The sequence below is a fragment of the Flavobacterium sp. HJSW_4 genome (assembly GCF_042436695.1).
Classification (GTDB): domain Bacteria; phylum Bacteroidota; class Bacteroidia; order Flavobacteriales; family Flavobacteriaceae; genus Flavobacterium.
The window spans coordinates 114,206-137,921 of record NZ_JBHNPP010000012.1; the positions used below are offsets into that span (position 1 = coordinate 114,206).

Sequence of the window (23,716 nt, forward strand, 5' to 3'; positions counted from 1 at the left end):
ATACACCTTAAAATTGTCTTTTTAACACCGTAATCAATTGATTTTTAGATTGTAATTTTACTTTACTAATTTAAAAATCAATTAATTATGAATACTCACGATTTTACCACAACTATACTTGTCAATCAATCTCCAGGAGAAGTTTTTAAAGCGATACAAAATGTTCGTGGCTGGTGGTCTGAAGAAATTGAAGGAAAAACAGCCAATCAAGGCGATGAATTTAAATATCATTACGAAGATGTTCATCGCTGTAAAATAAAATTGATTGAAGTAATTCCGAATCAGAAAATCGTTTGGCTGATTGAGGAAAATTATTTCAGCTTCACCAAAGACGATACGGAATGGACTAATACTACAGCCGTTTTTGACATTTCGAAAGAAGACGACAAAACAAAACTCGCTTTTACACATGTCGGTCTAGTTCCAGAATATGAATGTTTTGAAGTTTGCAAAGCAGGCTGGACCAATTACATCGAGAATAGTTTGAAAAAGCTAATTGAAACTGGAAAAGGTCAGCCAAATGCTACTGGAAAACCTCAAATTGAAACGGAAAGGAAATTATCCGAAAAATAAAATCATATTTCATATTATTATTTTAGACTACGTCAATCATAGATTTGGCTAAATCTATTTCTCTGATGCTTCGCAACTTTGTATCATCAAAAAAATAGTATTATGAAAATTATAATTACAGGTTCTCTAGGGAACATTAGCAAGCCTTTAGCGAAAGCTTTATTAAATGACGAACATCAAATTACGGTAATTGCCAGCAGTAGCGAAAGAAAATCGGAAATTGAAAATCTTGGAGCTCAAGCCGCAATTGGCTCTGTAAATGATGTCAATTTTTTAACTCAAACTTTTACAGGAGCAGATGCCGTATATTGCATGATTCCGCGTGCAAATTATTTTGATCCGAATCTTGATTTGGATGCTTTTACTCGTGCAATTGGAAATAATTATGCAGAAGCTATCGCAAAATCTGGCGTAAAACGTGTCGTGTTTTTAAGCAGTATTGGTGCACATTTAGAACAGGGTTCTGGAATTATTCAGCGTTATAATGAAATCGAAGCGGTTTTGAACAAGCTTTTAGATGTTTCGATTACATTTATGCGTCCGACATCTTTTTACTACAACTTGTTAGCTTATATCCCGACAATTAAAAATCAAGGACTTATTGCTGCAAATTATGGAGCAGACCAATTGATTCCATGGGTTTCTCCAAACGATATTGCTGAAGCAATTGCAGAAGAGCTTACCACTCCGCTTGACGGAAAAAAAATACGTTATGTCGCTAGCGAAGAACTTACTGGAGATCAAACCGTAAAAATTTTAGGAGAAGCAATCGGAAATCCAGATTTAAAATGGAAATTAATTAGCGACGAAGAAACACTAAACGGATTAATTGCTGTTGGAATGCAACCTAAAATTGCGCAAGGTTTGGTAGAAATGTACGCCGCACTTTACAGCGGTTTACTTGGTGAAGATTATTATCAAAATCGTCCTATCGTTTTAGGAAAAACAAAACTGGCAGATTATGCTAAAGAATTTGCTCTAATTTTCAATCAAAATTAAGTACTTTGTAGTATGGCAAATCAGCAACCACTTCGATTTAAAACAATAAGCGAATTTCATGATTTTAGAGATTTGCTAAAACCTGAACATCCTTTGGTGAGCGTTTACAATTTTGAAGATTTAAAATATCTCAATAACGAAGAACCAAAAAGCTTAATGTTGGATTTTTATTCGATTGCTTTAAAAAGAAATGCCAACGCAAAAATGCGATACGGGCAGCAGGAATATGATTCTAAAGAAGGTGTTTTAATATTTCTTTCGCCAGGACAAGTTTTTTCTATTGAAGGAAATGCCGAATTGCAACACTCAGGATGGTCGTTATTGATTCATCCTGATTTTCTTTGGAATACTCCGCTTGCGCAGAAAATCAAACAATACGATTATTTTGGTTATGCTGTTAATGAAGCACTTCATCTTTCTGATAAAGAAGAGAATATGCTCATTGATATCATTAAAAATATTCAACAAGAATATCAATCCAATATTGATAAGTTTAGCCAAGATGTAATTATTGCGCAAATTGAATTGTTCTTAACTTATGCCGAAAGATTTTACAACAGACAATTTATTACTCGAAAAATTAGCAGTCATCAGATTTTAGCACGCTTAGAAAAATTGCTTGAAGATCTTTTTACCGATGATTCATTAAAACAAAAAGGGCTTCCGACGGTTCAATTTATTGCCGACAATTTAAACGTTTCTCCCAATTATCTGAGTGCATTATTAAAAACGCATACGGGCCAAAGCACCCAACAGCACATTCATAATAAATTGATAGAAAAAGCCAAAGAAAAGCTTTCAACCACTACCCTATCTATCAGCGAAATTGCATTTGAACTTGGTTTTGAGCATCAGCAATCATTCAGTAAATTATTCAAAACAAAGACCAATACTTCGCCTTTAGAATTCAGACAATCATTCAACTAATTGCTTTATTTTTCATAAATTCGTTAGGTAAAAACGAAAATTATGAATCCATTTTTAAGAAACACTTTGGCTGTAATTGCAGGTCTTGTTATTGGAAGCATTGTCAATATGAGTATTATTTTACTGAGCAATTCGATAATTCCGGCTCCAAATGGTGCAGATGTTACCACTGCCGAAGGTTTAAAGGCAAGCATGCATTTATTTGAACCAAAGCATTTTCTTTTTCCTTTTTTGGCGCATGCAATCGGAACTTTTGCAGGAGCATTGACAACGGCTATTGCAGCTATTCATCACAAAACGAAACTGGCATTTGCAATTGGCGCTTTCTTTTTGTTTGGCGGTATTGTTACGGTTTTTACTTTGCCATCTCCTATTTGGTTTGGTTTTGCAGATCTAATTTTCGCTTATCTTCCGATGGCTTATTTAGCTTCTAAAATTGCTTTAAAAAAGAACAAATAAAATGGGCGACAAAACCATAAAACCAGCAAAAAAATGCTACGAACATATTGGTGGCAAATTGGGCGAATTACTTTTAGAGACATTTGCCGACAAAAAATGGATTGCAAAAAATAATCCCGCAGACAAACATTTCTACATAACCGAATTGGGCGAAAAAGAATTTACCAAACTAGGCGTAGACATGAATAAAATAAAATCGGAAGTCCTTTAATTTTATAAATTTCCAATCCTTTTCTGCAAAATTTATAGCACTTTATTTCATAACTTAGTTTGCTTTTAAATTTTGAATCATGACTAAGAAAGAAATCGCTAAAAACTTCCTGAAATTGGCAGCAAAAGGGCATCCTCACGAAGGTTTTCGGTTATATGTTGGAAAGAATTTCAAACACCACAACGCTTATTTCAAAGGCGATGCAGACACCTTAATGCTTGCCATGGAAGAATCTGCCAGAACAAATCCGAATAAGGTTTTTAAAATTCATCATATTCTAGAAGACGGAAACTTGGTTGCCGTGCATTCACATCTCAAACAAACGCCTTCAGATATTGGTTTTGCCGTTGTGCATATTCTTAAATTCGAATCGGATAAAATCATCGAACTTTGGGATCTCGGGCAACCCGTTCCAAAAGATTCTATTAACAAAAACGGAATGTTTTAAATTAAAATTTTGTTTCAAGTTTCAGGTTTCAAGTTGCCTCTGAAAACTTGAAACGTGAAACCTGAAACTTCAAACTCAAAACAAATAGAAACTCTCAATAACCAAAATGAACTTCATCTCTAAAATTTCCTTATTACTGCTAGTAATCTTAACCAGTTGTCATTCTTCAGCACAGAAAAAAAACGATTTCAAAAAAAGTATCGATAGTATAATTCAAAATGCTAATCCTAAATTTAATGGTACTATTTTGATTTCGCAAAATGGAAAAACGTTGTATTCTAAAGCAGAAGGCTTTTCGAATTTCGAAACCCGAACGCCTTTAAAAATGGATACACAGTTTGAGATTATGTCGAACAGTAAATTAATTGCTGCTGTTTTACTTTTATTAGAAGTAGAAAAAGGAAAGGTAGATTTGAATGCTCCGATTAAAAAGTATTTACCTGAACTCAAACAAACTTGGGCAGATTCTGTTACCGTTCATCAGCTTTTAAACCATTCGCATGGAATTGTCGATTTGCAAAAACCATTGGCTTTTAAACCTGGAACACAATTTAAATATGGCAATTTAAACTATAGCTTAATCGGAAAGATTGTTGAATTCACCACTAAAAAAAGTTATACAGAAGTGTCTGAATCGCTTTTTAAGAAATTAAAAATGAATCATACTTTTTGTTATTCTGCAGACAAAATTCAGAATTTAGCAACTGGATATGACAATAATAAAAACACTCTTACTCCTTTGAAGTTTGGCTCCATAAATAATAACAACTTAGGTGCAGACGGCGTAATTTCAACTGTTTCAGATCTTGCGATTTGGAATAACAATTTGCATAAAGGAAAAATCTTAAAGCCTGAATCGTATCAATTATTAACTAAAAACACAATTCTTTCGCAACATAATTTCTTCGGAAAAGAAAAACAACCTTATGGTTACGGAATTAGAATTGTTGAAGAAGACAATGTAAAATATCTTGGACACACAGGTTTAGGTGGTGATGGGTTTTCTTCTGTCAATTTGTATTTTCCAGAAAGCGATGTGAGTTTTATTGCTATGGAAAACCAAATGCCACAAGATGCTGATTTGTTTTATTTAACCGAATTCAAAATCAAAAACTTTTTGCTCAAAAGTGATTTAATAAAGAAAAATAATTCTCAAAATGGCAAAAAATAAAACCACCGAAACAGCAGAAAGCGTTACTGATTTTATTAACACTGTTGAAAATGAAGTTAAAAGAAATGATGCTTTTGAACTTCTTAAAATAATGCAAGAAACATCTGGTTTTGAACCAAAAATGTGGGGACCAAGCATTATTGGTTTTGGAAGTTATCATTACAAATACGACAGCGGACACGAAGGCGACGCGCCATTAGCTGGATTTTCGCCAAGAAAAACAGCAATAACCGTTTATTTCTATCTGCCAGAAGAAAAAAGAGACGAACTTTTACCGAAACTTGGAAAACATACTTCTTCAAAAGCTTGCATATACATCAAAAAGTTAGATGATGTTGATACAGAAATTTTAAAAAAGATAATTTTACTTTCTATTCAGTACACCCAAAATTTATATCCCTCAAAATAAAATGATTACATTCTTAATTCTATTATTCATAATAGTACTTGCCGTTTACTTTTTTCTACAGCATCCTCAATTTGGAAAAGCGCCGTCTGGTGAAAGATTGACTTTAATTCAGAATTCGCCACAATATAAAAACGGAAAATTCGAAAATCAGAGCTTTACGCCAGATCTTGCTGAAGGAGCAAGCATGCCAGGAGTTTTGTTTGATTTCTTCTTCAAAAAAGTAGAAAGAAAAATTCCCGCTGATTTAATTCCGTCTGTAAAAACCAATTTAAAAGAACTTTCTTTAGATCAAGATATTTTAGTTTGGTTTGGACATTCGTCTTATTTTATTCAGTTGGAAGGAAAACGTTTTTTAACAGATCCTGTTTTTAGCGGAAACGCCTCTCCTATTCCTGGAACAACAAAATCGTTTAAAGGCTCTGATATTTATATGGTTGACGATCTTCCAGAAATTGATTATTTGTTGATTACACATGATCATTACGATCATTTGGATTATAAAACGATTTTAAAATTAAAGCCTAAAACAAAGAAAATAATTACCGCGCTTGGCGTTGGTTCACACTTCGAATTCTGGGGATTTCCTACTGAAAACATTATCGAAAAAGACTGGTACAGCACCATCCAATTAGATGAAAATCTGACAATTCATACGACGCCTTCAAGGCATTTTTCGGGCAGAAGTTTTAAAAGATGTAATACGCTTTGGACTTCTTTTGTTTTGGAAACTAAAGATTTTAAAATGTATTTGGGCGGAGACAGCGGTTACGACAAGCATTTTGCTGAAATCGGTGAAAAATACGGTCCGTTTGATGTGGCTTTAATTGATAATGGACAATATAATGAGAGTTGGAAATATATTCATAATTTACCAGAAGATGTAATAAAAGCCATGAAAGACCTGAATACAAAACGTGTATTTCCAGTGCATTCTTCTAAGTTTTCACTATCGCTTCACGCTTGGGACGAACCTTTGAAAAAAGTAACCGAATTGAATAGTTTGTCTGAAAATCCAATTCCGTTAATTACACCAATGATTGGCGAAGTTGTTGAACTGAAAAATGACAAACAAGAATTTAAAAAGTGGTGGCTTAATATTCGATAACTTTTTTTAAGGAACAAAGGCTCAGAGGAACAAAGGGACAAAGGTTTTCTTTCAACGAAAAAAAACATCTGCGATGTTACCTTGAGCGAAGTCGAAGGGTGCAACGTAAAGGGCTTCGACTTCGCTCAGCCTGACAATGTCAGCCAAACGTGAAACTTCAAACCTGAAACCAAAAAACTAAAAATGAAACCAAAAATATACTATTTCGCAATTGCTTTTCTATTAACAATAAACCTGTTTTCTCAAAATACCTACGTGTTTTTAGGATCATATAACCGTGATAAAACTGCTGAAGCTATTCAGGTTTATCAATTGGATACTTTGAGCGGAAAATTGACGAAATTTACTTCGGTTAAAAATATCGTGAATCCTTCTTATTTGACGGTTTCTCCAAACGGAAAATATGTTTATGCGTGTACAGACACTAAAACTCCAAATGCAGGAAGCGTGAGTAGTTTTGAATTTAATCCGTCAGCAAAGACTTTGACTTTTTTAAACAGTCAAAGAAGCGGTGGCGAAAATCCGGTTTATGTGAGTGTTCATAAAAATGGAAAATGGCTGGCTAACGCTAATTATACAGAAGGAAGTATTTCGGTTTATCCGCTTTTAAAAAATGGGAAAATTGATTCGCTTGCTCAGAATTTTCAATATTCAGACGGTAGCGTAAACAAAGACAGACAAACCAAATCTCACGTGCATTCTGCGGTGTTTTCTCCGCAATGTGATTATTTATTTTTACCCGATTTAGGAGCCGATAAAATTCGCTGTTATGCTTTTGATGAAAATCTGAAAAAGCCTTTAGTTGAAACTAAAAATCCGTTTACAAAAACCGATTTAGAGGCTGGACCAAGACATTTTACTTTTCATCCCAATCAAAAATGGGGGTATTGCATTGAAGAAATGGCGGGGCAAATAAGCATTTATAGTTATGAAAATGGTGTTTTAAATAAAATTCAGCGCATTGCTACACATTCAGATAAAATAAAAGACGGATTTGAAAGCTCTGATATTCATATTTCTCCTGATGGAAAGTTTTTGTATGCGACAAATCGCGGAAAAGAAAACAATATTGCTATTTTTTCTATCGATGAAAACGGATTACTTAAAAACATTGGCTATCAGTCTACTTTAGGAAAACATCCGAGAATTTTTGCTTTGGATGAAAGCGGAAAATTTTTAGTTGCCTCGAATGTCTTAACCGGAAATGTAATTGTTTTTAAAAGAGATTCTAAAACTGGATTATTGAAAAAAACAGGAAAACAGATTAAAATGGAAAATGTCTCTTGTGTTCAAGTTCGTAAAATTTAGCCTTTAACTAAAATCATAAAAATGCAAACATCAAACTTTAATTTACAGCCAGATTTCTTAGAAAACGAAATCTCAAAGTTAATTCCGTTAGAAGAAAAACATTTTGAAGCCTTATTTGAAGCGGCTTCTGATCCTTTAATTTGGGAACAGAATCCGGCTAAAGATCGATATAAAAGAGACGTTTTTAGAGCTTACTTTGATTTGATCCTTACAAAAAGTCCGTTCCTAATTCTCGATAAACAAACCAATGAAATTATGGGCACAACAAGTTTCTATGATTACAATCCAGAAAAATCGAATGTTGGAATTGGCTACACTTTTATCACTAGAAAATATTGGGGTGGCCCATACAACAACTCAAACAAACAATTAATGATCGATTATGCGTTTCAGCATGTTGATTCTGTACTTTTTCACATTGGAGCAGAAAACTTCCGTTCGCAAAAAGCCGTTTTAAAACTTGGCGCAGAAAAAATCAATGAGCTATCTTTTACTGTTAATGGTCTAGAAGTTCCGTATTTTGAATATGAATTTAAAAAGTCATGAATTATGAATTATGAGTTATAAGTTGACGGTTTTACCGCTTATAATTCTTTAAATTCATAACTCATAACTCATAATTTATAATTTATAAAAAATGAAAAGAATAACCGTTTTCTGTGCTTCAAGTTATGGCACTGAAAAAATTTACGAAGAACAAGCAATTGCTTTGGGTAAAACCTTAGCCGAACAAAATATAGAATTAGTTTATGGTGGCGCTAATGTCGGTTTGATGGGCGCTGTCGCTGACGGAGCTTTAAATGCTGGAGGAAAAGTTATTGGTGTATTGCCTAATTTTTTAAGATCTAAAGAAATTGCTCATTTAGGCTTAACCGAATTAATTTTGGTGGAAAGCATGCACGAAAGAAAAACCAAAATGAACGATTTATGCGATGGTGTAATTGCGCTTCCTGGCGGTTTTGGAACTCTTGAAGAACTTTTCGAAATGCTGACTTGGGCGCAATTAGGTTTGCATAAAAAACCAATCGCAATTTTAAATATAGATGGTTATTATGATTCGCTTATCGAATTACTGCAAACCATGACAGAAAAAGGATTGCTGAAAGAGGTTAATCAAAAAATGCTTTTGGTTAGCGATTCTATAGATGATTTATTGGATCAAATGAAAAATTATACTGCGCCAACTGTCGGAAAATGGATTGATAAAAAAAAGTTATAAGTCTGAACTTAAGATCTCAGTACAAAATTTAGAGTTATATTTACATTTCCTCGTTACAGCTAACTAATTAACTTCAAACAAAATGAAAACAGAAAACAACAAATATGCAAAGGCCGAAATGCTGATAAGAAAACCTGTTTCAGAAGTTTTTCAGGCTTTTATTGATCCGCAGATTACGAGTAAATTTTGGTTTACAAAGGGATCTGGAAAATTAGAAGAAAATCAAAAAACAGAATGGACTTGGGAAATGTATGGTTTTTCGCTTTCGGTTACGACACTTGTTCTTCAAGAAAATAAAAAAATCGTAATTGAATGGGGAAATCCAGACGAAATTACTTTAGTAGAATGGGTTTTTAGTCCGTTAAACGAACATGAAACTTTTGTAAGTGTTACAAATTCTGGTTTTCATGGCGACACAGATAAAATTATAGATCAGGTTCGTAATTCGACTGAGGGTTTTACTTTGGTTTTGGCTGGAGCAAAAGCTTTTTTAGAGCATAATTTAAGATTGAATTTGGTCTTGGATCGTTTTCCGAAAGGACTGGCTTAAATTTTGTTTCAAGTTCCAAGTTTCAAGTTGCTATAGGAAACTTGAAACTTGGAACTTGAAACCAACAAAACAAAAACACCATGGACGTTAAAAAACCAGAAAATATAGACGAATACATTGGCGTATTTCCTAATGATGTTCAAGAAATTTTGGAGAAAGTCAGAATGATGATTCAGAAGGCGGCGCCAGATGCTAAAGAGAAAATCAGTTATTCGATGCCAGCTTTTGAGCAAAATGGAATTGTTGTTTATTTTGCTGCGTTTAAAAACCATATCGGACTTTATGCTTTACCTAGCGGACACGAAGCTTTTGCTGAAAAACTTTCTAAATACAAATCAGGAAAAGGCTCTGTTCAATTTCCGTTAAAAGATCCAATGCCTTATGATTTGATCACAGAAATTGTAAAATTTAGAGTCAAAGAAAATCTGGCAAAAGCTAAAAAGAAATAATACCACAATGAATTTAACTGAACACTACGACCAACTTTACAAAACATCTTCTGAAATCATTTCGGCAGGAAAATATTCAATTGATTCTGAACTTAAAAATGAATCCGATTCTCGCTTCGGAATCACGTTACTTATTCGCCCAAATGATGAAATTAAAGCCAACGTTCAGGCTTTCATTAATGAATTGAAAAAAGCAGAACTTGAGCAATATTTTTATCCAGATTCAGACATTCATATTACCGTTATGTCGATTATTTCTTGTTCTTCCGATTTTACTTTGAATCAGATTTCGCCAAACGAGTATATTGAAATAATTTGCAGAAGTCTTGTTGATGTTGAGAAAATCAAAATTCATTTTAAAGGCGTAACCGCTTCTCCGTCTGCTCTCATGATTCAAGGATTTCCGAGTGATGAAACTTTAAATAATTTACGAAATAGACTTCGTGAAAATTTCAAAAATTCTGGATTACAACAAAGTATAGACAGTCGTTATTCTATATCTACGGCACATTCTACTATAATGCGTTTCCAGGAAAAACTTCATGATCCGAAAAAACTAATCAGAATCGCAGAAAAATTCCGTGATTATGATTTCGGAGAATTCGAAGTCAAAAACCTAGAATTGGTTTACAATGACTGGTATCAACGTAAAAATACGACTCGAGTTTTGGGTGATTTTTGTTTGAGATGAGTTTTTGCTTGCCACTAATTCCACTAATTATCATTGAATTTGAAAATTGCATAAATTCGTGTAATTAGTGGCAAAATAAAGTTTATTTAAACTTTCCAAAATGCCATAAAACTCCTGAAGGATCATGCAGAAAACATTCGCTTCCCCAGTCTAAATATTTTATCGGAGTTAGTTTTGCTCCTTCATATTTTTCGGGAAGATTTAAAGCTAAAAGTTCGCTGTAATAACGTTCAACATCATCAACTTCAAGAAAAATCATGGTATTTTCAATCCAGTTTTTATCGTAGTAATCTTGAAGATAAAAAGCGATTTCTCCTGTTTTAAAAACGGAAAAATTAGATTCTAAAACCGTTTCTTCAAATCCTAAATCGCGATAAAAGCTTCTTGAGATTTCAAAATTTTTAGCACCTATAAACGGTCGGATAGATTTAGCATTGTGATTCATTTTACTATAAATTTACGTCGTTATAATAAATTAAAAACCATTTATTATTAATGAGTTTAAATTTTCTTTCAACTTCAAAACCGCTGTCTGGAATCCAAAATCTTTCTGTAATTAAAGTATCTGTTTTTGTTAACGAATGCTGGTATTCTTCAATTTCTGTTTTATCAGCAACAAGAATTACTTGAAACTCCCAATTCTTTCTTGTCCATTCGTGCTGATCAAAACCAGAAACATGCTTTCCTTCAATTGGAAAATCAACTCTTGAAACTTGAAAAAGAGAATCTGAATGAAATTTTTTATTGAATTCATCGAAATTCTCAGGCAACTCTTTTTTTATTGGTTTTGCAAGACTATCATTCTTAACAGCAACCTCAGAATTTAAATTCTGCTCTTCTTTAACTCTATTACAGTTCAAAGAAATAAAAGCTAAAGCCAAAACAGGCAAAATAGTTGAAATTTTCATGAAGTTCAGATTTTAGCTTTTCTTCAAAATACTTCCTAAACCACGTCCGATTTGTTCTATTGCTTCAATACCTTTTGCTAAAGGCGATGCCGTAAAATCTTCGTAAGCATCCATTGCGCTTTCTTTTCTATCGTCTTGCGGATAAACAAGCATCACATTATTGCTATCAAAGTACTTTTCAAACTTCGTTGGCAATTTATCAAAGATTGACTGATAAGAAACAGAACCTTTTCTAGACAAATTGACAACAACCAAATCTGTTGGTTTTATATCATCTGAAATCACTTCAAAATCTTCCCAATCAGAAACATTTTTAAATCCGAATTTACTGTTCAGTTTTGAATTAGAAGCAATCTGCTGAATAGCTTGATGCGTTTTTTCTTCACCATAAATCACAACCGGAATACTTAATTCCTGCGCCAAACGGCTCACTTTTTGCATTAATAAATGAAAACCAATTCCTCTTTCTGAAAACGGCGGACAAATAAAAACGAGTCTTTTTTGTTCAATAAAATTCTTTTGGAACCTGCAGATAAACAAAGTTTTATCTACATTATTAATAATCGAATCTACATTTTCACCGAAGATTTTATCAATAAATCCAGTCTTTCTCGGCCAACCCACAATCACGATATCCGACATGATTTCTTTAGAAGTTCTTGCGATTCCGCTCGCAGGATTATGGTCGATTCTGGCAATTGTATTAATTTTTACTTCTGAAGCAGATCCTTGAATTACAAACTTATCTGCAGCTTTTCTGTATTTTAAAATGTTCTTTTCCGCTTGATTATTGTTCGGAACAATTGTCAATAAAGTAATTGGATTGGATGATTTTTTATCTTTTATCAAAAGTGCAAAATCCAATAAACTTGCCGCAGCAGAAGATTTTGCCAACGGAATTAAAATATGTTCGTCTAAAATCTGATCTCTGTCTGTATCTTCATGTGAAATTTCTTCTTCACAAATCGCAATTTTTTTTGCTGCTTTTTCTGTAGCGAAAGAAGCTACGATACATGTAATCAGAATTAGAATAATAGTTCCATTTAAGATATTTTCATCTAATATTTTCGCTTTAAAACCAACTAAAATTACGGCCAAAGTTGCCGCAGCGTGCGCACTGCTCAATCCGAAAATAAGCTGTCTTTCTGTTTTCGTATATTTAAAAACAATTTGAGTAAAAAATGCTGCAATCCATTTTCCAAAAATCGCCACAACACTCAAAGTTCCTGCAACAATCAAAGCAGTTGGTCCGCTCAAAATAACGCTTACATCAACTAACATTCCCACAGAAATCAAGAAAAACGGAATAAATAAAGAGTTTCCAATAAATTCAATTCTATTCATCAAAGCAGAAGAATGCGGAATTAACGGATTCAAAGCTAAACCTGCAACGAAAGCTCCAATAATTGGCTCTACTCCTGCTACTTCGGCCAAAAAGGCTGCAAAGAAAACTACAGAAAGTACAAAAATATAATGGGCGTGTTTTTCACTTTCTAACTTCTTAAAAAACCATTTTGCAACACGAGGAATTATCAAAAACATTATAGCGGAGAAAATCGCCAATGAAATGATCAATTTAACCCAAAATGCCTGATTTAGATTTCCTTGACTGCTTCCCATAATTACTGCCAAAATAATCAAAACGGCAGTATCGGTCAAAATAGTTCCTCCAACTGTAATGGCAACGGCTTGATTTTTTGCAATTCCTAATTTGCTCACAATCGGATACGCGACCAAAGTGTGTGTAGCAAACATACTTGCAGTTAAGAAACTGGCATTAAAATCATATTTCAATAAATAAAAACAAACTGGAAATCCGATTGAAAGTGGCAGTATAAAAGTGAAAAAACCAAAAAGTAAACTCTTATTTCTGTTGGCTTTAAACTCATTCATATCCAATTCTAAACCCGCAATAAACATGATGTATAAAAGTCCGATTGTTGAAAATAAATCGACAGCTGAATTTTTTGCCAAAATGTTTAATCCGTGCGGACCAATGATAACGCCTGAAATAATAAGTCCGATAATTCCGGGAATGTTTATTTTTTTAAGTAAAATTGGGCAAAGCAGAATTATAAAAAGTATCAATGAAAAAATCAATACTGGATTGCTTAGGGGTAATTCGAATTCTTGTAATAGATGTCTGAAAAATTCTATCATATGGTAACTTTATCTTCTAGTGGTATTATTATTTGTAAAAAGACGTTTCAGAATTAAAACAAAAATCCAAGAGGTATTAATATAAAGAATCAGGCGTTTTGCCGTTCGTTCATTTACAAAAATACCGAAAAAACGCGAACTTTTTACGTAAACCGCATATTAAGGTTTTAAATTTATTTCGTTGCCGAATTATTAAATTTTAATATTTTTTTTAACAAATACGCAAGATTAATATCCAAAAAGAAATCATCATTGCATTATTCGATTATCTTTGTCTTAACAAAAATTGAACAATGGAAGAATGTATCTCTGTTTTTGATATGCTAAAAATTGGCGTTGGCCCTTCAAGCTCACACACTTTAGGTCCTTGGCGCGCTGCCGAACGCTTTCTAGAAGAGCTGAAAGACGAAGCAATTTTAGACGATATCACAAGGGTTAAAGTCGATTTATATGGCTCTCTTTCTTTAACTGGAAAAGGCCACGCAACAGACCTTGCTGTAATGTTAGGTTTGAGCGGACAAGATCCTGAATATATTCCTGTAGAAGATATTGCAGGAATTATCAAAAAAATCGAAACAACTAACGAAATCAATTTGGGCAACCAAAAAGTGATTCCGTTCTTTTTTCTTCAAGACATTGTTTTCAATAAAGATTTTCTTCCTTTCCATGCAAACGGATTGAAATTTACGGCTTACAAATCTGATGATTCTGAATACGATTCTACTTTTTATTCTATCGGAGGCGGATTTGTCGTTAAAGAAGAACGTACCAATGCCAAACTGAAAGAAGTTATAAAATGTGCATTTCCTTATCCGATTCAAAACGCGGCGGAATTGCTGAATTATACCGTTACTGAAAACAAATCGATTTCTGAAATTGTATACGAAAATGAAATTTCGATGCGTCCAGAAGCTGAAGTGCATTCGGAATTAATGCGTATTTGGAATACGATGTTGGAATGTATGTACATTGGTTGTCATTCTGAAGGAATTCTTCCTGGCGGACTTCACGTACGCAGAAGAGCTTTTGACATGCACCAAAACTTAATCGGATTATCTAATTATAACGATCCGCAGAGCTGGTTGGAAGAAATTAGAAAAACCGAAGTTAAATTCCGTCAAATCTTAAAATGGGTTAGCTGTTTTGCACTTGCCGTGAATGAAGTAAATGCGTCTCTAGGCCGTGTTGTTACTGCACCAACTAACGGAAGTTCGGGCGTAATTCCTGCTGTTTTAATGTATTATATGGTTATCGAAAACCACAATGCTGGCGAAAAAGAAATCAAACAATTTTTAATGGTGGCTGGCGAAATTGGAAGTATCTTCAAAAAAGGTTCTACAATTTCTGCAGCAATGGGCGGATGTCAAGCGGAGATTGGCGTTTCGTCTTCTATGGCCGCAGCTGCACTTTGCGAATTAATGGGCGGAACTCCTGCTCAGGTTTTGATGGCTGCTGAAATCGCAATGGAACATCATTTAGGTTTAACCTGCGATCCTATTGGCGGTTTAGTTCAGATTCCATGTATTGAAAGAAATACAATGGGCGCCATTAAAGCGATAAATGCTGCTGAGTTGGCTTTAGAAACCGATTCTAAAAATGCTAAAGTTCCTTTAGACAAAGTGATTAACACGATGTGGGAAACAGCAAAAGATATGAATTCAAAATATAAAGAAACTTCTGAAGGAGGTCTTGCAATTGCCGTAAACATGGCTGATTGCTAAAATTAAAGTTTGCCACGAATTAGCACTAATTTAAATAAAAAAGGAATTTGTGAAAATTGGAGGAATTCGTGGCAAAAAATATTAAAAACACTACACAAATACTTTATTGTAATGGAAAACAGTCAATTTCTATTAGAATTTAAAGACCGAAAACCATTTTCTCTCGAAATATTCTATAATTGCTAATTCCCTTTTTACAATTATTCAATACTTTTACAATATCAAAAAAACACAAAAATGTCAGTAGCAAAAAAAGATTATAAAAGAATCACAACAAAGTCATTAATTGAAATGAAAAGCAACGGAGAAAAAATCTCTATGCTAACAGCTTACGATTACACAATGGCGAAAATTGTTGACACTGCAGGTGTTGACGTAATTTTAGTTGGTGATTCGGCATCAAATGTAATGGCTGGTCACGAAACGACTTTGCCAATTACTTTAGATCAGATGATTTATCACGCTTCTTCTGTAGTTCGCGCTGTAGAAAGAGGTTTAGTTGTAGTTGACTTACCTTTTGGAAGTTACCAATCTGATCCAAAAGAGGCTTTACGTTCTGCTATCAGAATAATGAAAGAAAGTGGTGCTCACGCCGTAAAATTAGAAGGCGGAAAAGAAATTAAAGAATCAATCAAAAAAATATTAAACGCTGGAATTCCAGTAATGGGGCACTTAGGTTTAACTCCTCAATCTATCTATAAATTCGGAACGTACAGTGTTCGTGCAAAAGAAGAAGAAGAGGCTGAAAAACTAATTGAAGATGCTCAAATGTTAGAAAAAGTAGGTTGTTTTGCTGTTGTTTTGGAAAAAATTCCAGCAGATCTTGCTAAAAAAGTAGCAGAAAGCATTTCTATTCCTGTAATCGGAATTGGTGCTGGTGGCGGTGTTGACGGTCAAGTTCTTGTAATTCACGATATGTTAGGAATGAATAATGAATTCAGTCCGCGTTTCTTACGTCGTTACTTAAATCTTTATGATGAAATGACTAAAGCAATCGGCCAATATGCTGCAGATGTTAAGTCTAGTGATTTCCCTAATGCTAATGAACAATATTAATCTAAGGTTCAAAGACACAGAGGAACAAAGGTTCAAAGGTTAAAAATATCTATTGCCTCCAGCTAAAGCTGGAGGTCTCTTTTTTAAATATCTCTCCATATAATTCGAAATTCTCATTATGAAAATTATTTCTACTAAAGACAATTTACAAGTTTTACACGAAGACAATCACATTATTGTGATCAATAAACGTGTTGGCGATATTGTGCAGGGAGATAAAACTGGTGACAAACCTTTGTCTGATGTTGTGAAAGAATATATTAAAGCCAAATACAACAAACCTGGCGATGTTTTCTTGGGTGTTATTCATCGTTTGGATCGGCCTACAACAGGAATTGTAGTTTTCGCACGAACTAGCAAGGCTTTATCGCGTATGAATGAATTGTTTAGCAATCGTGAAACTAAAAAAACATATTGGGCTGTTGTCAAAAATAAACCGAAAGAAGCAAAAGCTAAATTGGTTCATTATTTAAAAAGAAACGAAAAAAACAATACTTCGAAAGCGCATTTAAAAGAAGTTCCTGACAGCAAATTAGCGAGTTTAGATTATACCATAATCCAAGAACTCCAAAATTATACTGCCTTGGAAATCAATTTGCATACAGGTCGTCATCATCAAATTCGTGCGCAGTTAAGCGCAATCGGATCGCCAATTAAAGGGGATTTAAAATATGGTGCAGACCGAAGCAATCCTGATGGAGGAATTCATCTTCATGCTCGAAAACTAACTTTTGTTCACCCTGTTTCAAAAGAGAATATCACAATTATTGCCCCTACTCCAGACGATCCTATTTGGAATGCTGTATGATTTTTATGATTTAATTGTTAATTTTTTAAATTTTATCGATTAACTTGCAGGGAGAAAAAAACAAGCTAATCGAAAAATGGACTTTAAAAGCGACATCGGATATCGAAAGGAAACCCTAAAAAAGTTGTTGTATAATATTCAAAAAAGCGAAGATTTAATCGTAAAAGCTTTATATGATGACTTTAAAAAACCGGAGTTCGAAGCTGTTTTGACCGAAACCAATTATGTCATTTCGGAACTTAAGGACGTTATCAAAAACCTTAATAAATGGGCGAAACCAAAACGTGTTTTTCCATCTCTGCTTAATTTTCCCTCTTCTGATTATATTTACAAAGAACCTTATGGCGATGTATTAATCATTGCTCCTTGGAATTACCCTTTTCAACTTGCTTTATGTCCTCTAGTTGCGGCGGTCGCTGCGGGAAACCGAGTGGTTTTAAAACCATCTGAACTTACGCCTCATACATCAGCCATAATTGCAAAAATTATAGAAAAAACATTTCATATCAATCATGTAGAAGTTTTTGAAGGCGGCGTTGATGTGTCTAATAAATTATTGACGCAACGCTGGGATTATATCTTTTTTACAGGAAGTGTTGCTGTCGGTAAAATTGTGGCAAAAGCTGCTGCAGAAAATTTAACTCCTGTAACGCTCGAATTAGGCGGAAAAAATCCATGCATTATTGATGAAACAGCCAATTTAAAACTCGCTGCCAAACGAATTGTCTGGGGAAAATTCATCAACGCTGGGCAAACTTGCATTGCACCCGATTATATTCTGATTCAGAAAAATATGAAGGTCAATTTCATTTCTTATATGATTGAAGAAATCATAAAAGCTTACGGAAAGAAAATAGACAAATCTCCTGATTTTGCGAGAATTATAAACACAAAAAACTGGTATCGATTAACCAACATGATTCAAGGCGAGCATGTTTTATTTGGCGGAGAAAGTGATGCGAACAAACTTTATATTGCTCCTACTCTTCTTGAAGAACCAGATTTGGACAGCGCCGTTATGAAAGAAGAAATCTTCGGTCCTATTCTTCCAATTCTTGTTTATGAAAATGAAAATGACATCGAAAAGGTTGTGAGCCGTTATGAGAAACCTCTTTCATTTTACATTTTTAGCGAAAATAATTCATTTGCAAAGAAATTAATTTCAAAATACTCATTCGGAGGCGGATGCATCAACGATACAGTTGTCCATTTTTCGAACAATAGACTGCCTTTTGGCGGTGTCGGGCACAGTGGAATTGGTGCTTATCATGGCAAACGAAGCTTCGACGCATTTTCTCATCATAAAGCAATTGTCAAAAAAGGAAATTGGCTTGATTTACCTATGCGCTACGCTCCTTACAAAGATAAATTGGGTCCCATAAAACGAATTTTAGACTGGCTATAAATCAGTTAAAAACATTTCGTAATGTTTTGTAGATTTTTATAAGGAATTGATTAAATATATTATATTTACGTCAAGATACCTTTGAAATATTACAAGTCTATAAAACAATTTTACATAAAAATGAAATCTACACTTAACCAAATTGAGGACATTAAAAAAAATGGCTATTCCCTTGATTTTGCTACAGTTTTTAATCACGCTTTCGAAAACTATAAAAAAATAGCTCTTTACTCTGGGCTTATCATTTTAGTATTTTCGATAATTGCTGCAGTTGCTTTTATGGGTGTAATGATTGCCTATTTTGGAGCTGAAGCAATATCAAAAGATTTCATTCAAAATTTAGAAAGCCAACAATTCACTTCTATTCAGCTGGTAATTCAAACCGTTGCAGTTTCTCTAGTTGCAGGAATTACGGCTCCTTTTGGTGCTGGCTTTCTAAAAATGGCAGATTCTGCAGACAAAGATGTTGAATTTAATGTTTCAACTATTTTCAGCTATTACAAAGCTCCATATTTCGGACAAATTTTTGTTGCCGCTTTCATTCCTGCTTTGTTAGGAACGGCTTTAGGTAATTTGATTGAAAGTTCAGGAATCTTGTTTGTTGGAAATATAATTTCGTTTACCATTTCTTTCTTCATGTATCTATCGATTCCGTTAATTGTTTTCGGAAACCTTAGTGCTGTAGATGCTATAAAATCTAGCATTCTCATCGTTACAAAAAATCCGCTTAATATTTTTGCATTTTTCATCATAGGTTTTCTAGGCTCAATGGTTGGTTTTATTGGCTGTTGCGTCGGAATAATTTTTACTGTTGTTTTTAACAGCTCGATGATTTATGCTACTTATTTTGCCATTTTAGGAACACAATCTGAGGAAGAAGATTCAATTGATTCAATTGGAAAATACGATGTAGATTAAATCGAAAATTCTTATTCTTCAAGAACTTAACCACTTCTTGTTAAGAATTTTCAAAACGCTATTTACTAAACCAACATACCCCAAATTCTATGGCCGCAAACTGTAGTTTTTTCAATTCGGTGATTTCAGGCATTTCCACTATTGGGAGTACCTTCGAATCGATTATGACCGGGTGGTATGTATTTAATTCTGATATCATTTACTACAACAATCATAAACTTGTTGTTTTAGCTTTATCGCTCTTTGCCTTTCTTTCGCTTTTGATTTACCAATTTTTCAGAATCAAAGCTAAAATTGGATATTTTATCGAAAAAAAGAAAGAACAAGATACTGTCAGCAGAGAGTACCAGCTTTACATTTTGTTTTTTGGCATTGCAGTAATTGTTATCGAAATTATAAATGAAATCTTCAAAATCAGACCGAAAAGTCTATTGGTCACCAATGTTTTAATCGGTGTTTTTGTTCTTATTATTTATACGATAACTGATAAAATCAAATGGTTAAGAGATCAAATCCAACAGATTTTCATTTCTTGTTTCTTCATTTACATCAGTTATGTTGCTTATAATATTGTCATCTTAAGAAATGATGTTGTTCCGATCATCGTTTTCCTGATTTCATTTTTCTTCTCATACAACATCCTTAAACCCATAAAAATTTATTGGTCTTTTGTTGCTTTGACGTTTACGTTTCTAATTGCCACATTAGCGTTTCAACTCATTCCGATAAAATCTTCTATTTTATTGCTTAATTTCTGCATTCTGATTTTCATTATAAATCAGGTAAAATATGCCGTTTTATTAAACAATCGTGACAATTTCAGGTTTGCAAACGAAATCGTCCATAAAGGAAATTCGCTTACAATTGCTTCCAATCAAAAAGGCGAAATACTCTTTTGCAGCGAAACCATAACTCCAATCTTAGGCTATCAGCCTGATGAAGTTATGGGTTTAAAATTTTGGGAATTGACTCAGGATTCAGAATCAGATGAAAAATTAGATCCTACTAAAAGTCAGGAAAACAAGCTTTACATTAGAAAATTAAAAGCCGAAAATGGCGAATACAAATACATTCAATGGAAAGATAAAAAGTTCTCTGACAATTTAATTATAAGTATCGGACAAGATGTTACAGAACAAATTATCGTTCAGGATCAATACAAAAATCTAATCCAAACAGCCACCGATATTATTTTTGAAATTGATGCTGAAGGCCATTTCACTTTTATAAATGAATTTGGAATTATTACTCTCGGCTATACTGAAAATGAAATAATTAGAAAACACTATTCAAATTTCATACATGAAAGTTATATCAATAGTGCAGTCGATTTTTACGAAAATTTAGTGCTAAACGAAAGCAATTATCCGATTATTGAAATCCCTATTTTGAAGAAAAATGGAGAAGAAATATGGATGTCACAAAAAATCATTGTTCGTAAAAATGAATTAGGCTTAACAACCGGATTCTCTGGAATTGCAAGAGATGTTACAGAGAAAAAAAACATTGAAAACGAGAAAAAAAGACGTCTCAAAAAAATTGAAGCCTACAATAATTCGACTAAAAAATTATCTACAACAGACTTTAGCAAGTACGACGACTTAAATACCGTTATTGATTTAATATTGAAAGAAGCTGCTTCGATAAGCAATACCAATCGTGTAAGTTTCTGGAAATATGATAATGATTTAATTACTTGCAAAAACCTTTTTAGCCTTGACAATCAAAGTTTAAGCGATAAAAATATTTTAAACAAAGAATCGTATCCTATTTATTTTGAAACGTTAAACAATAAAGCAATTATTAATGCTCCAGACGTTTTCAATAAGCTGGAAACATCTGAATTTCAAAAGCTTTACTTTACCAAAAACAATATTAAGTCAATGCTAGATGTGCCTATTTTCCTCACAGGTCAATTAGCGGGTGTAGCTTGTTTTGAAAGTACAGAACAAAAACGCGATTGGGACAATGAGGACATCAATTATGCGAGAACTATCTCAGATGTAATTTCTCTTGCAATTTCTTCCCAAATGCGTTTAGAGGCAGAACGAAAATTAGAGCTTAAAAGTCAGCTTTTGTCTGCGCTTTCTTTATGCACCGAAAAATTCCTGTTGAGTAAAACTACTCATCAAATGTTTCAGGAAACTTACAACATTATTGGAAAAGCAGCCAAAGTAGACCATATGTATTACTACGAAAAAGATGCTATTTACAATACTGTTTGCCAAAAATACAAATGGTCACGCGAAGGCGTTACCCACCAGATTACGCCTTTGCGCCATATGACAGAAGAAAATCTTCAAGAAATTTATGATGTTGCATCGCAGAGAAAAATCCTAAACACATTAACTCGAAACCTTAATGAAGGTTTTTTTAAAAAACTTCTGATTGATAATGAAATTCAATCAATTTTAATTTTACCGCTTTACATTAACGATATTTTTACTGGTTTTATTGGTTTTGACGATTGTACAGCAGAAAGAAAATGGTCTGAAGATGAAATTAATATCTTTCAGGTATTGGCGAATAATATTTCTTCTGCATTAGAAAGAAACCGAAACGAAACTAAAATTATTGAAAGTGAAGAAAAATTCAAATTGATTGCAAACAACATTCCCGGAACGGTTTATTTGTCAAAATTTGATGCTTTTTCGACCAAAATATTCTTAAATGATGAAGTTTTAAATCTTACTGGATATTCAAAATCCGAATTTATTGAAAATAATTTATCGTTTCTTTCGTTAATTCATCCTGATGATAAAGATGAAGTAATCAACAATCAAATCGATAATCTGCAAAATGGAATGCCTTTGCATAATGTATATCGCATTCAGCGCAAAAGTGGCGAGTTTATCTGGATAGAAGAATTTGGAGATGTGATTAAGCGAGATGATGAAATTGAATTTGTTGGCGGAATTTATTTTGATATTACAAGCAAAAAAGAAACAGAAGACGCTATAAAAGCTAAGCAGCTGGCTGAAGCGGCAAACAAATCAAAATCTGACTTTTTGGCTAATATGTCTCACGAAATCAGAACTCCTCTAAACGGAATTATTGGTTTTACACACTTATTAATGAAAACTGATTTGGAAGAAATTCAAGAAAAATACATGACCACGATTAATCAATCGGCCCATTCTCTTCTTGAAATTATAAATGACATTCTGGATTTCTCAAAAATTGAGGCGGGAAAACTGGAACTTTTTATTGACTTATACGATATTAAAAAAATCTTAGGACAAGTTTTTGACCTAATTATTTACGAGTCTAACAAAAAAAATCTAGAACTTGAACTGAATATCGATCCTGATGTGCCTAAATATATCTGGACAGATATTGTTCGAATCAAACAGATTTTGATCAATCTGCTTTCAAACGCAGTTAAATTTACAACTCAAGGTTCTATCAAATTAAATGTTTCGGTTTTAGAAAAAAAACACGGCAATAACTGTCTTATTCGTTTTGCTGTAATCGATACCGGAATTGGTATTCTTGAAAAAAATCAGAAGAAAATTTTCAAAGCCTTTTTACAGGAAGACAGTTCTACAACAAGAAAATTTGGAGGAACGGGATTAGGTTTAACCATATCCAACCAATTGCTTGCGCTAATGGAAAGCCGTTTACAGCTAGAAAGCAAAATTGACGAAGGAAGCACTTTTTTCTTTGATTTAAATTTAAAAACAAGCAATCAAAGCATTAATGACAAGTACAATGCCGAACTCAAAAGTTTAAATATCGACTTAGATTCTGAGGAGATTGAAACAAACGACAACAATATTACTTTTTTAATTGTAGAAGACAACAAAGTAAACATGCTTCTTCTTAAAACGATTATAAAAAATCTATACAATAATGCTTTTATTTTCGAATGTGAAAATGGTTATGAAGCCCTTCAACGATTTGAAGAAATCAATCCGACCATTATTTTCATGGACATTCAAATGCCAATTATGAATGGTTACGAAACTGCAAAAGCAATTAGAAATACCAAAAAAGGTCGCGATGTTCCTATAATAGCTGTTACCGCTGGCGCTGAAAAAGAAGAACGAAATAAATGTATTTCTGCTGGAATGGACGATTATATTTCTAAACCAATTATGAAAGGAAGTGTCGAAGAAGCCTTAGTAAAATGGCTCGGATAATTTAGCTTTCAGTCGCAGTTTTCATTTGCAGTCGCAACTTTAACTGAAAACCGAGACCGAGACTGAAAACTTAATATGC

24 protein-coding genes are annotated in these 23,716 nt (G+C 33.4%); 21 read left to right on the forward strand and 3 right to left on the reverse strand.

Annotated elements, in window-relative coordinates; all coding sequences use genetic code 11:
* Positions 1-87: 87 nt before the first annotated feature.
* The 15 genes from ACE01P_RS13360 to ACE01P_RS13430 all read left to right on the forward strand — a co-directional run bounded on the left by ACE01P_RS13360 (position 88) and on the right by ACE01P_RS13430 (position 10,519).
* A complete protein-coding gene (locus ACE01P_RS13360; RefSeq protein WP_379698596.1) occupies positions 88-573 on the forward strand; it encodes an SRPBCC domain-containing protein in 486 nt (161 codons plus the stop codon).
* A 102-nt stretch (positions 574-675) separates the two neighbouring features.
* Positions 676-1,572, forward strand: coding sequence for an NmrA family NAD(P)-binding protein (locus ACE01P_RS13365; protein ID WP_379698599.1), 897 nt, complete (start codon positions 676-678; stop codon positions 1,570-1,572).
* Between the two features lie 12 nt (positions 1,573-1,584).
* A complete protein-coding gene (locus tag ACE01P_RS13370) occupies positions 1,585-2,499 on the forward strand; it encodes a helix-turn-helix domain-containing protein (protein WP_379698602.1) in 915 nt (304 codons plus the stop codon).
* A gap of 42 nt (positions 2,500-2,541) precedes the next feature.
* Complete coding sequence (locus ACE01P_RS13375) at positions 2,542-2,958, forward strand: hypothetical protein (RefSeq protein ID WP_379698605.1); 417 nt, start codon at positions 2,542-2,544, stop codon at positions 2,956-2,958.
* A 1-nt stretch (position 2,959) separates the two neighbouring features.
* Entirely contained in the window at positions 2,960-3,169 is a 210-nt protein-coding gene (locus ACE01P_RS13380) for an ArsR family transcriptional regulator (RefSeq protein ID WP_379698608.1), read from the forward strand.
* Positions 3,170-3,248: 79 nt separating this feature from the next.
* Complete coding sequence (locus tag ACE01P_RS13385) at positions 3,249-3,617, forward strand: nuclear transport factor 2 family protein (RefSeq protein ID WP_379698611.1); 369 nt, start codon at positions 3,249-3,251, stop codon at positions 3,615-3,617.
* Between the two features lie 106 nt (positions 3,618-3,723).
* Positions 3,724-4,788, forward strand: a complete 1,065-nt coding sequence (locus ACE01P_RS13390) for a serine hydrolase domain-containing protein (protein WP_379698613.1) — start codon at positions 3,724-3,726, stop codon at positions 4,786-4,788.
* The gene (locus tag ACE01P_RS13395) at positions 4,775-5,197 is read left to right on the forward strand and encodes a DUF1801 domain-containing protein (RefSeq protein WP_379698616.1); all 423 of its coding nucleotides are present in this window, start codon (positions 4,775-4,777) and stop codon (positions 5,195-5,197) included. The genes ACE01P_RS13390 and ACE01P_RS13395 overlap by 14 nt, the downstream gene beginning before the upstream one ends.
* A 1-nt stretch (position 5,198) precedes the next feature.
* Complete coding sequence (locus ACE01P_RS13400) at positions 5,199-6,302, forward strand: MBL fold metallo-hydrolase (protein ID WP_379698619.1); 1,104 nt, start codon at positions 5,199-5,201, stop codon at positions 6,300-6,302.
* 183 nt (positions 6,303-6,485) lie between these two features.
* The gene (locus tag ACE01P_RS13405) at positions 6,486-7,610 is read left to right on the forward strand and encodes a lactonase family protein (RefSeq protein ID WP_379698621.1); all 1,125 of its coding nucleotides are present in this window, start codon (positions 6,486-6,488) and stop codon (positions 7,608-7,610) included.
* A gap of 21 nt (positions 7,611-7,631) precedes the next feature.
* Entirely contained in the window at positions 7,632-8,156 is a 525-nt protein-coding gene (locus ACE01P_RS13410) for a GNAT family N-acetyltransferase (RefSeq protein ID WP_379698624.1), read from the forward strand.
* A gap of 91 nt (positions 8,157-8,247) precedes the next feature.
* Positions 8,248-8,829 (forward strand): TIGR00730 family Rossman fold protein, encoded by a 582-nt coding sequence (locus ACE01P_RS13415; protein WP_379698626.1) that lies wholly within the window; start codon positions 8,248-8,250, stop codon positions 8,827-8,829.
* 82 nt (positions 8,830-8,911) lie between these two features.
* Positions 8,912-9,379 (forward strand): SRPBCC family protein, encoded by a 468-nt coding sequence (locus tag ACE01P_RS13420; RefSeq protein WP_379698628.1) that lies wholly within the window; start codon positions 8,912-8,914, stop codon positions 9,377-9,379.
* An 80-nt stretch (positions 9,380-9,459) separates the two neighbouring features.
* Entirely contained in the window at positions 9,460-9,828 is a 369-nt protein-coding gene (locus tag ACE01P_RS13425; protein WP_379698631.1) for an iron chaperone, read from the forward strand.
* A 7-nt stretch (positions 9,829-9,835) separates the two neighbouring features.
* Positions 9,836-10,519 carry a 2'-5' RNA ligase family protein gene (locus ACE01P_RS13430; RefSeq protein ID WP_379698634.1) on the forward strand — a complete coding sequence of 228 codons (684 nt, stop codon included), beginning with the start codon at positions 9,836-9,838 and terminating at the stop codon, positions 10,517-10,519.
* Positions 10,520-10,601: 82 nt separating this feature from the next.
* On the opposite strand, the gene ACE01P_RS13435 is transcribed toward ACE01P_RS13430, so the two are convergent.
* From ACE01P_RS13435 to ACE01P_RS13445, 3 genes are read right to left on the reverse strand one after another with little or no spacing between them, the layout of a single operon-like run.
* Positions 10,602-10,964 carry a glyoxalase gene (locus ACE01P_RS13435; protein ID WP_379698636.1) on the reverse strand — a complete coding sequence of 121 codons (363 nt, stop codon included), beginning with the start codon at positions 10,962-10,964 and terminating at the stop codon, positions 10,602-10,604.
* Positions 10,965-10,968: 4 nt separating this feature from the next.
* Complete coding sequence (locus tag ACE01P_RS13440; protein ID WP_379698638.1) at positions 10,969-11,427, reverse strand: hypothetical protein; 459 nt, start codon at positions 11,425-11,427, stop codon at positions 10,969-10,971.
* A gap of 12 nt (positions 11,428-11,439) precedes the next feature.
* Positions 11,440-13,587, reverse strand: coding sequence for a cation:proton antiporter (locus ACE01P_RS13445; protein WP_379698640.1), 2,148 nt, complete (start codon positions 13,585-13,587; stop codon positions 11,440-11,442).
* A 293-nt stretch (positions 13,588-13,880) separates the two neighbouring features.
* On the opposite strand from ACE01P_RS13445, the gene ACE01P_RS13450 reads away from it, so the two are divergent.
* The 6 genes from ACE01P_RS13450 to ACE01P_RS13475 all read left to right on the forward strand — a co-directional run bounded on the left by ACE01P_RS13450 (position 13,881) and on the right by ACE01P_RS13475 (position 23,637).
* The gene (locus tag ACE01P_RS13450) at positions 13,881-15,308 is read left to right on the forward strand and encodes an L-serine ammonia-lyase (protein ID WP_379698642.1); all 1,428 of its coding nucleotides are present in this window, start codon (positions 13,881-13,883) and stop codon (positions 15,306-15,308) included.
* Between the two features lie 237 nt (positions 15,309-15,545).
* On the forward strand, positions 15,546-16,364 hold the full coding sequence (panB, locus tag ACE01P_RS13455) for a 3-methyl-2-oxobutanoate hydroxymethyltransferase (RefSeq protein WP_379698644.1): 819 nt from the start codon (positions 15,546-15,548) through the stop codon (positions 16,362-16,364).
* Between the two features lie 118 nt (positions 16,365-16,482).
* Positions 16,483-17,172 (forward strand): RluA family pseudouridine synthase, encoded by a 690-nt coding sequence (locus ACE01P_RS13460; RefSeq protein WP_379698646.1) that lies wholly within the window; start codon positions 16,483-16,485, stop codon positions 17,170-17,172.
* A gap of 76 nt (positions 17,173-17,248) precedes the next feature.
* The gene (locus ACE01P_RS13465; RefSeq protein WP_379698648.1) at positions 17,249-18,577 is read left to right on the forward strand and encodes an aldehyde dehydrogenase; all 1,329 of its coding nucleotides are present in this window, start codon (positions 17,249-17,251) and stop codon (positions 18,575-18,577) included.
* Positions 18,578-18,697: 120 nt separating this feature from the next.
* Complete coding sequence (locus ACE01P_RS13470; protein WP_379698650.1) at positions 18,698-19,495, forward strand: hypothetical protein; 798 nt, start codon at positions 18,698-18,700, stop codon at positions 19,493-19,495.
* Positions 19,496-19,584: 89 nt separating this feature from the next.
* Positions 19,585-23,637 carry a PAS domain S-box protein gene (locus ACE01P_RS13475; protein WP_379698652.1) on the forward strand — a complete coding sequence of 1,351 codons (4,053 nt, stop codon included), beginning with the start codon at positions 19,585-19,587 and terminating at the stop codon, positions 23,635-23,637.
* Positions 23,638-23,716: the final 79 nt, after the last annotated feature.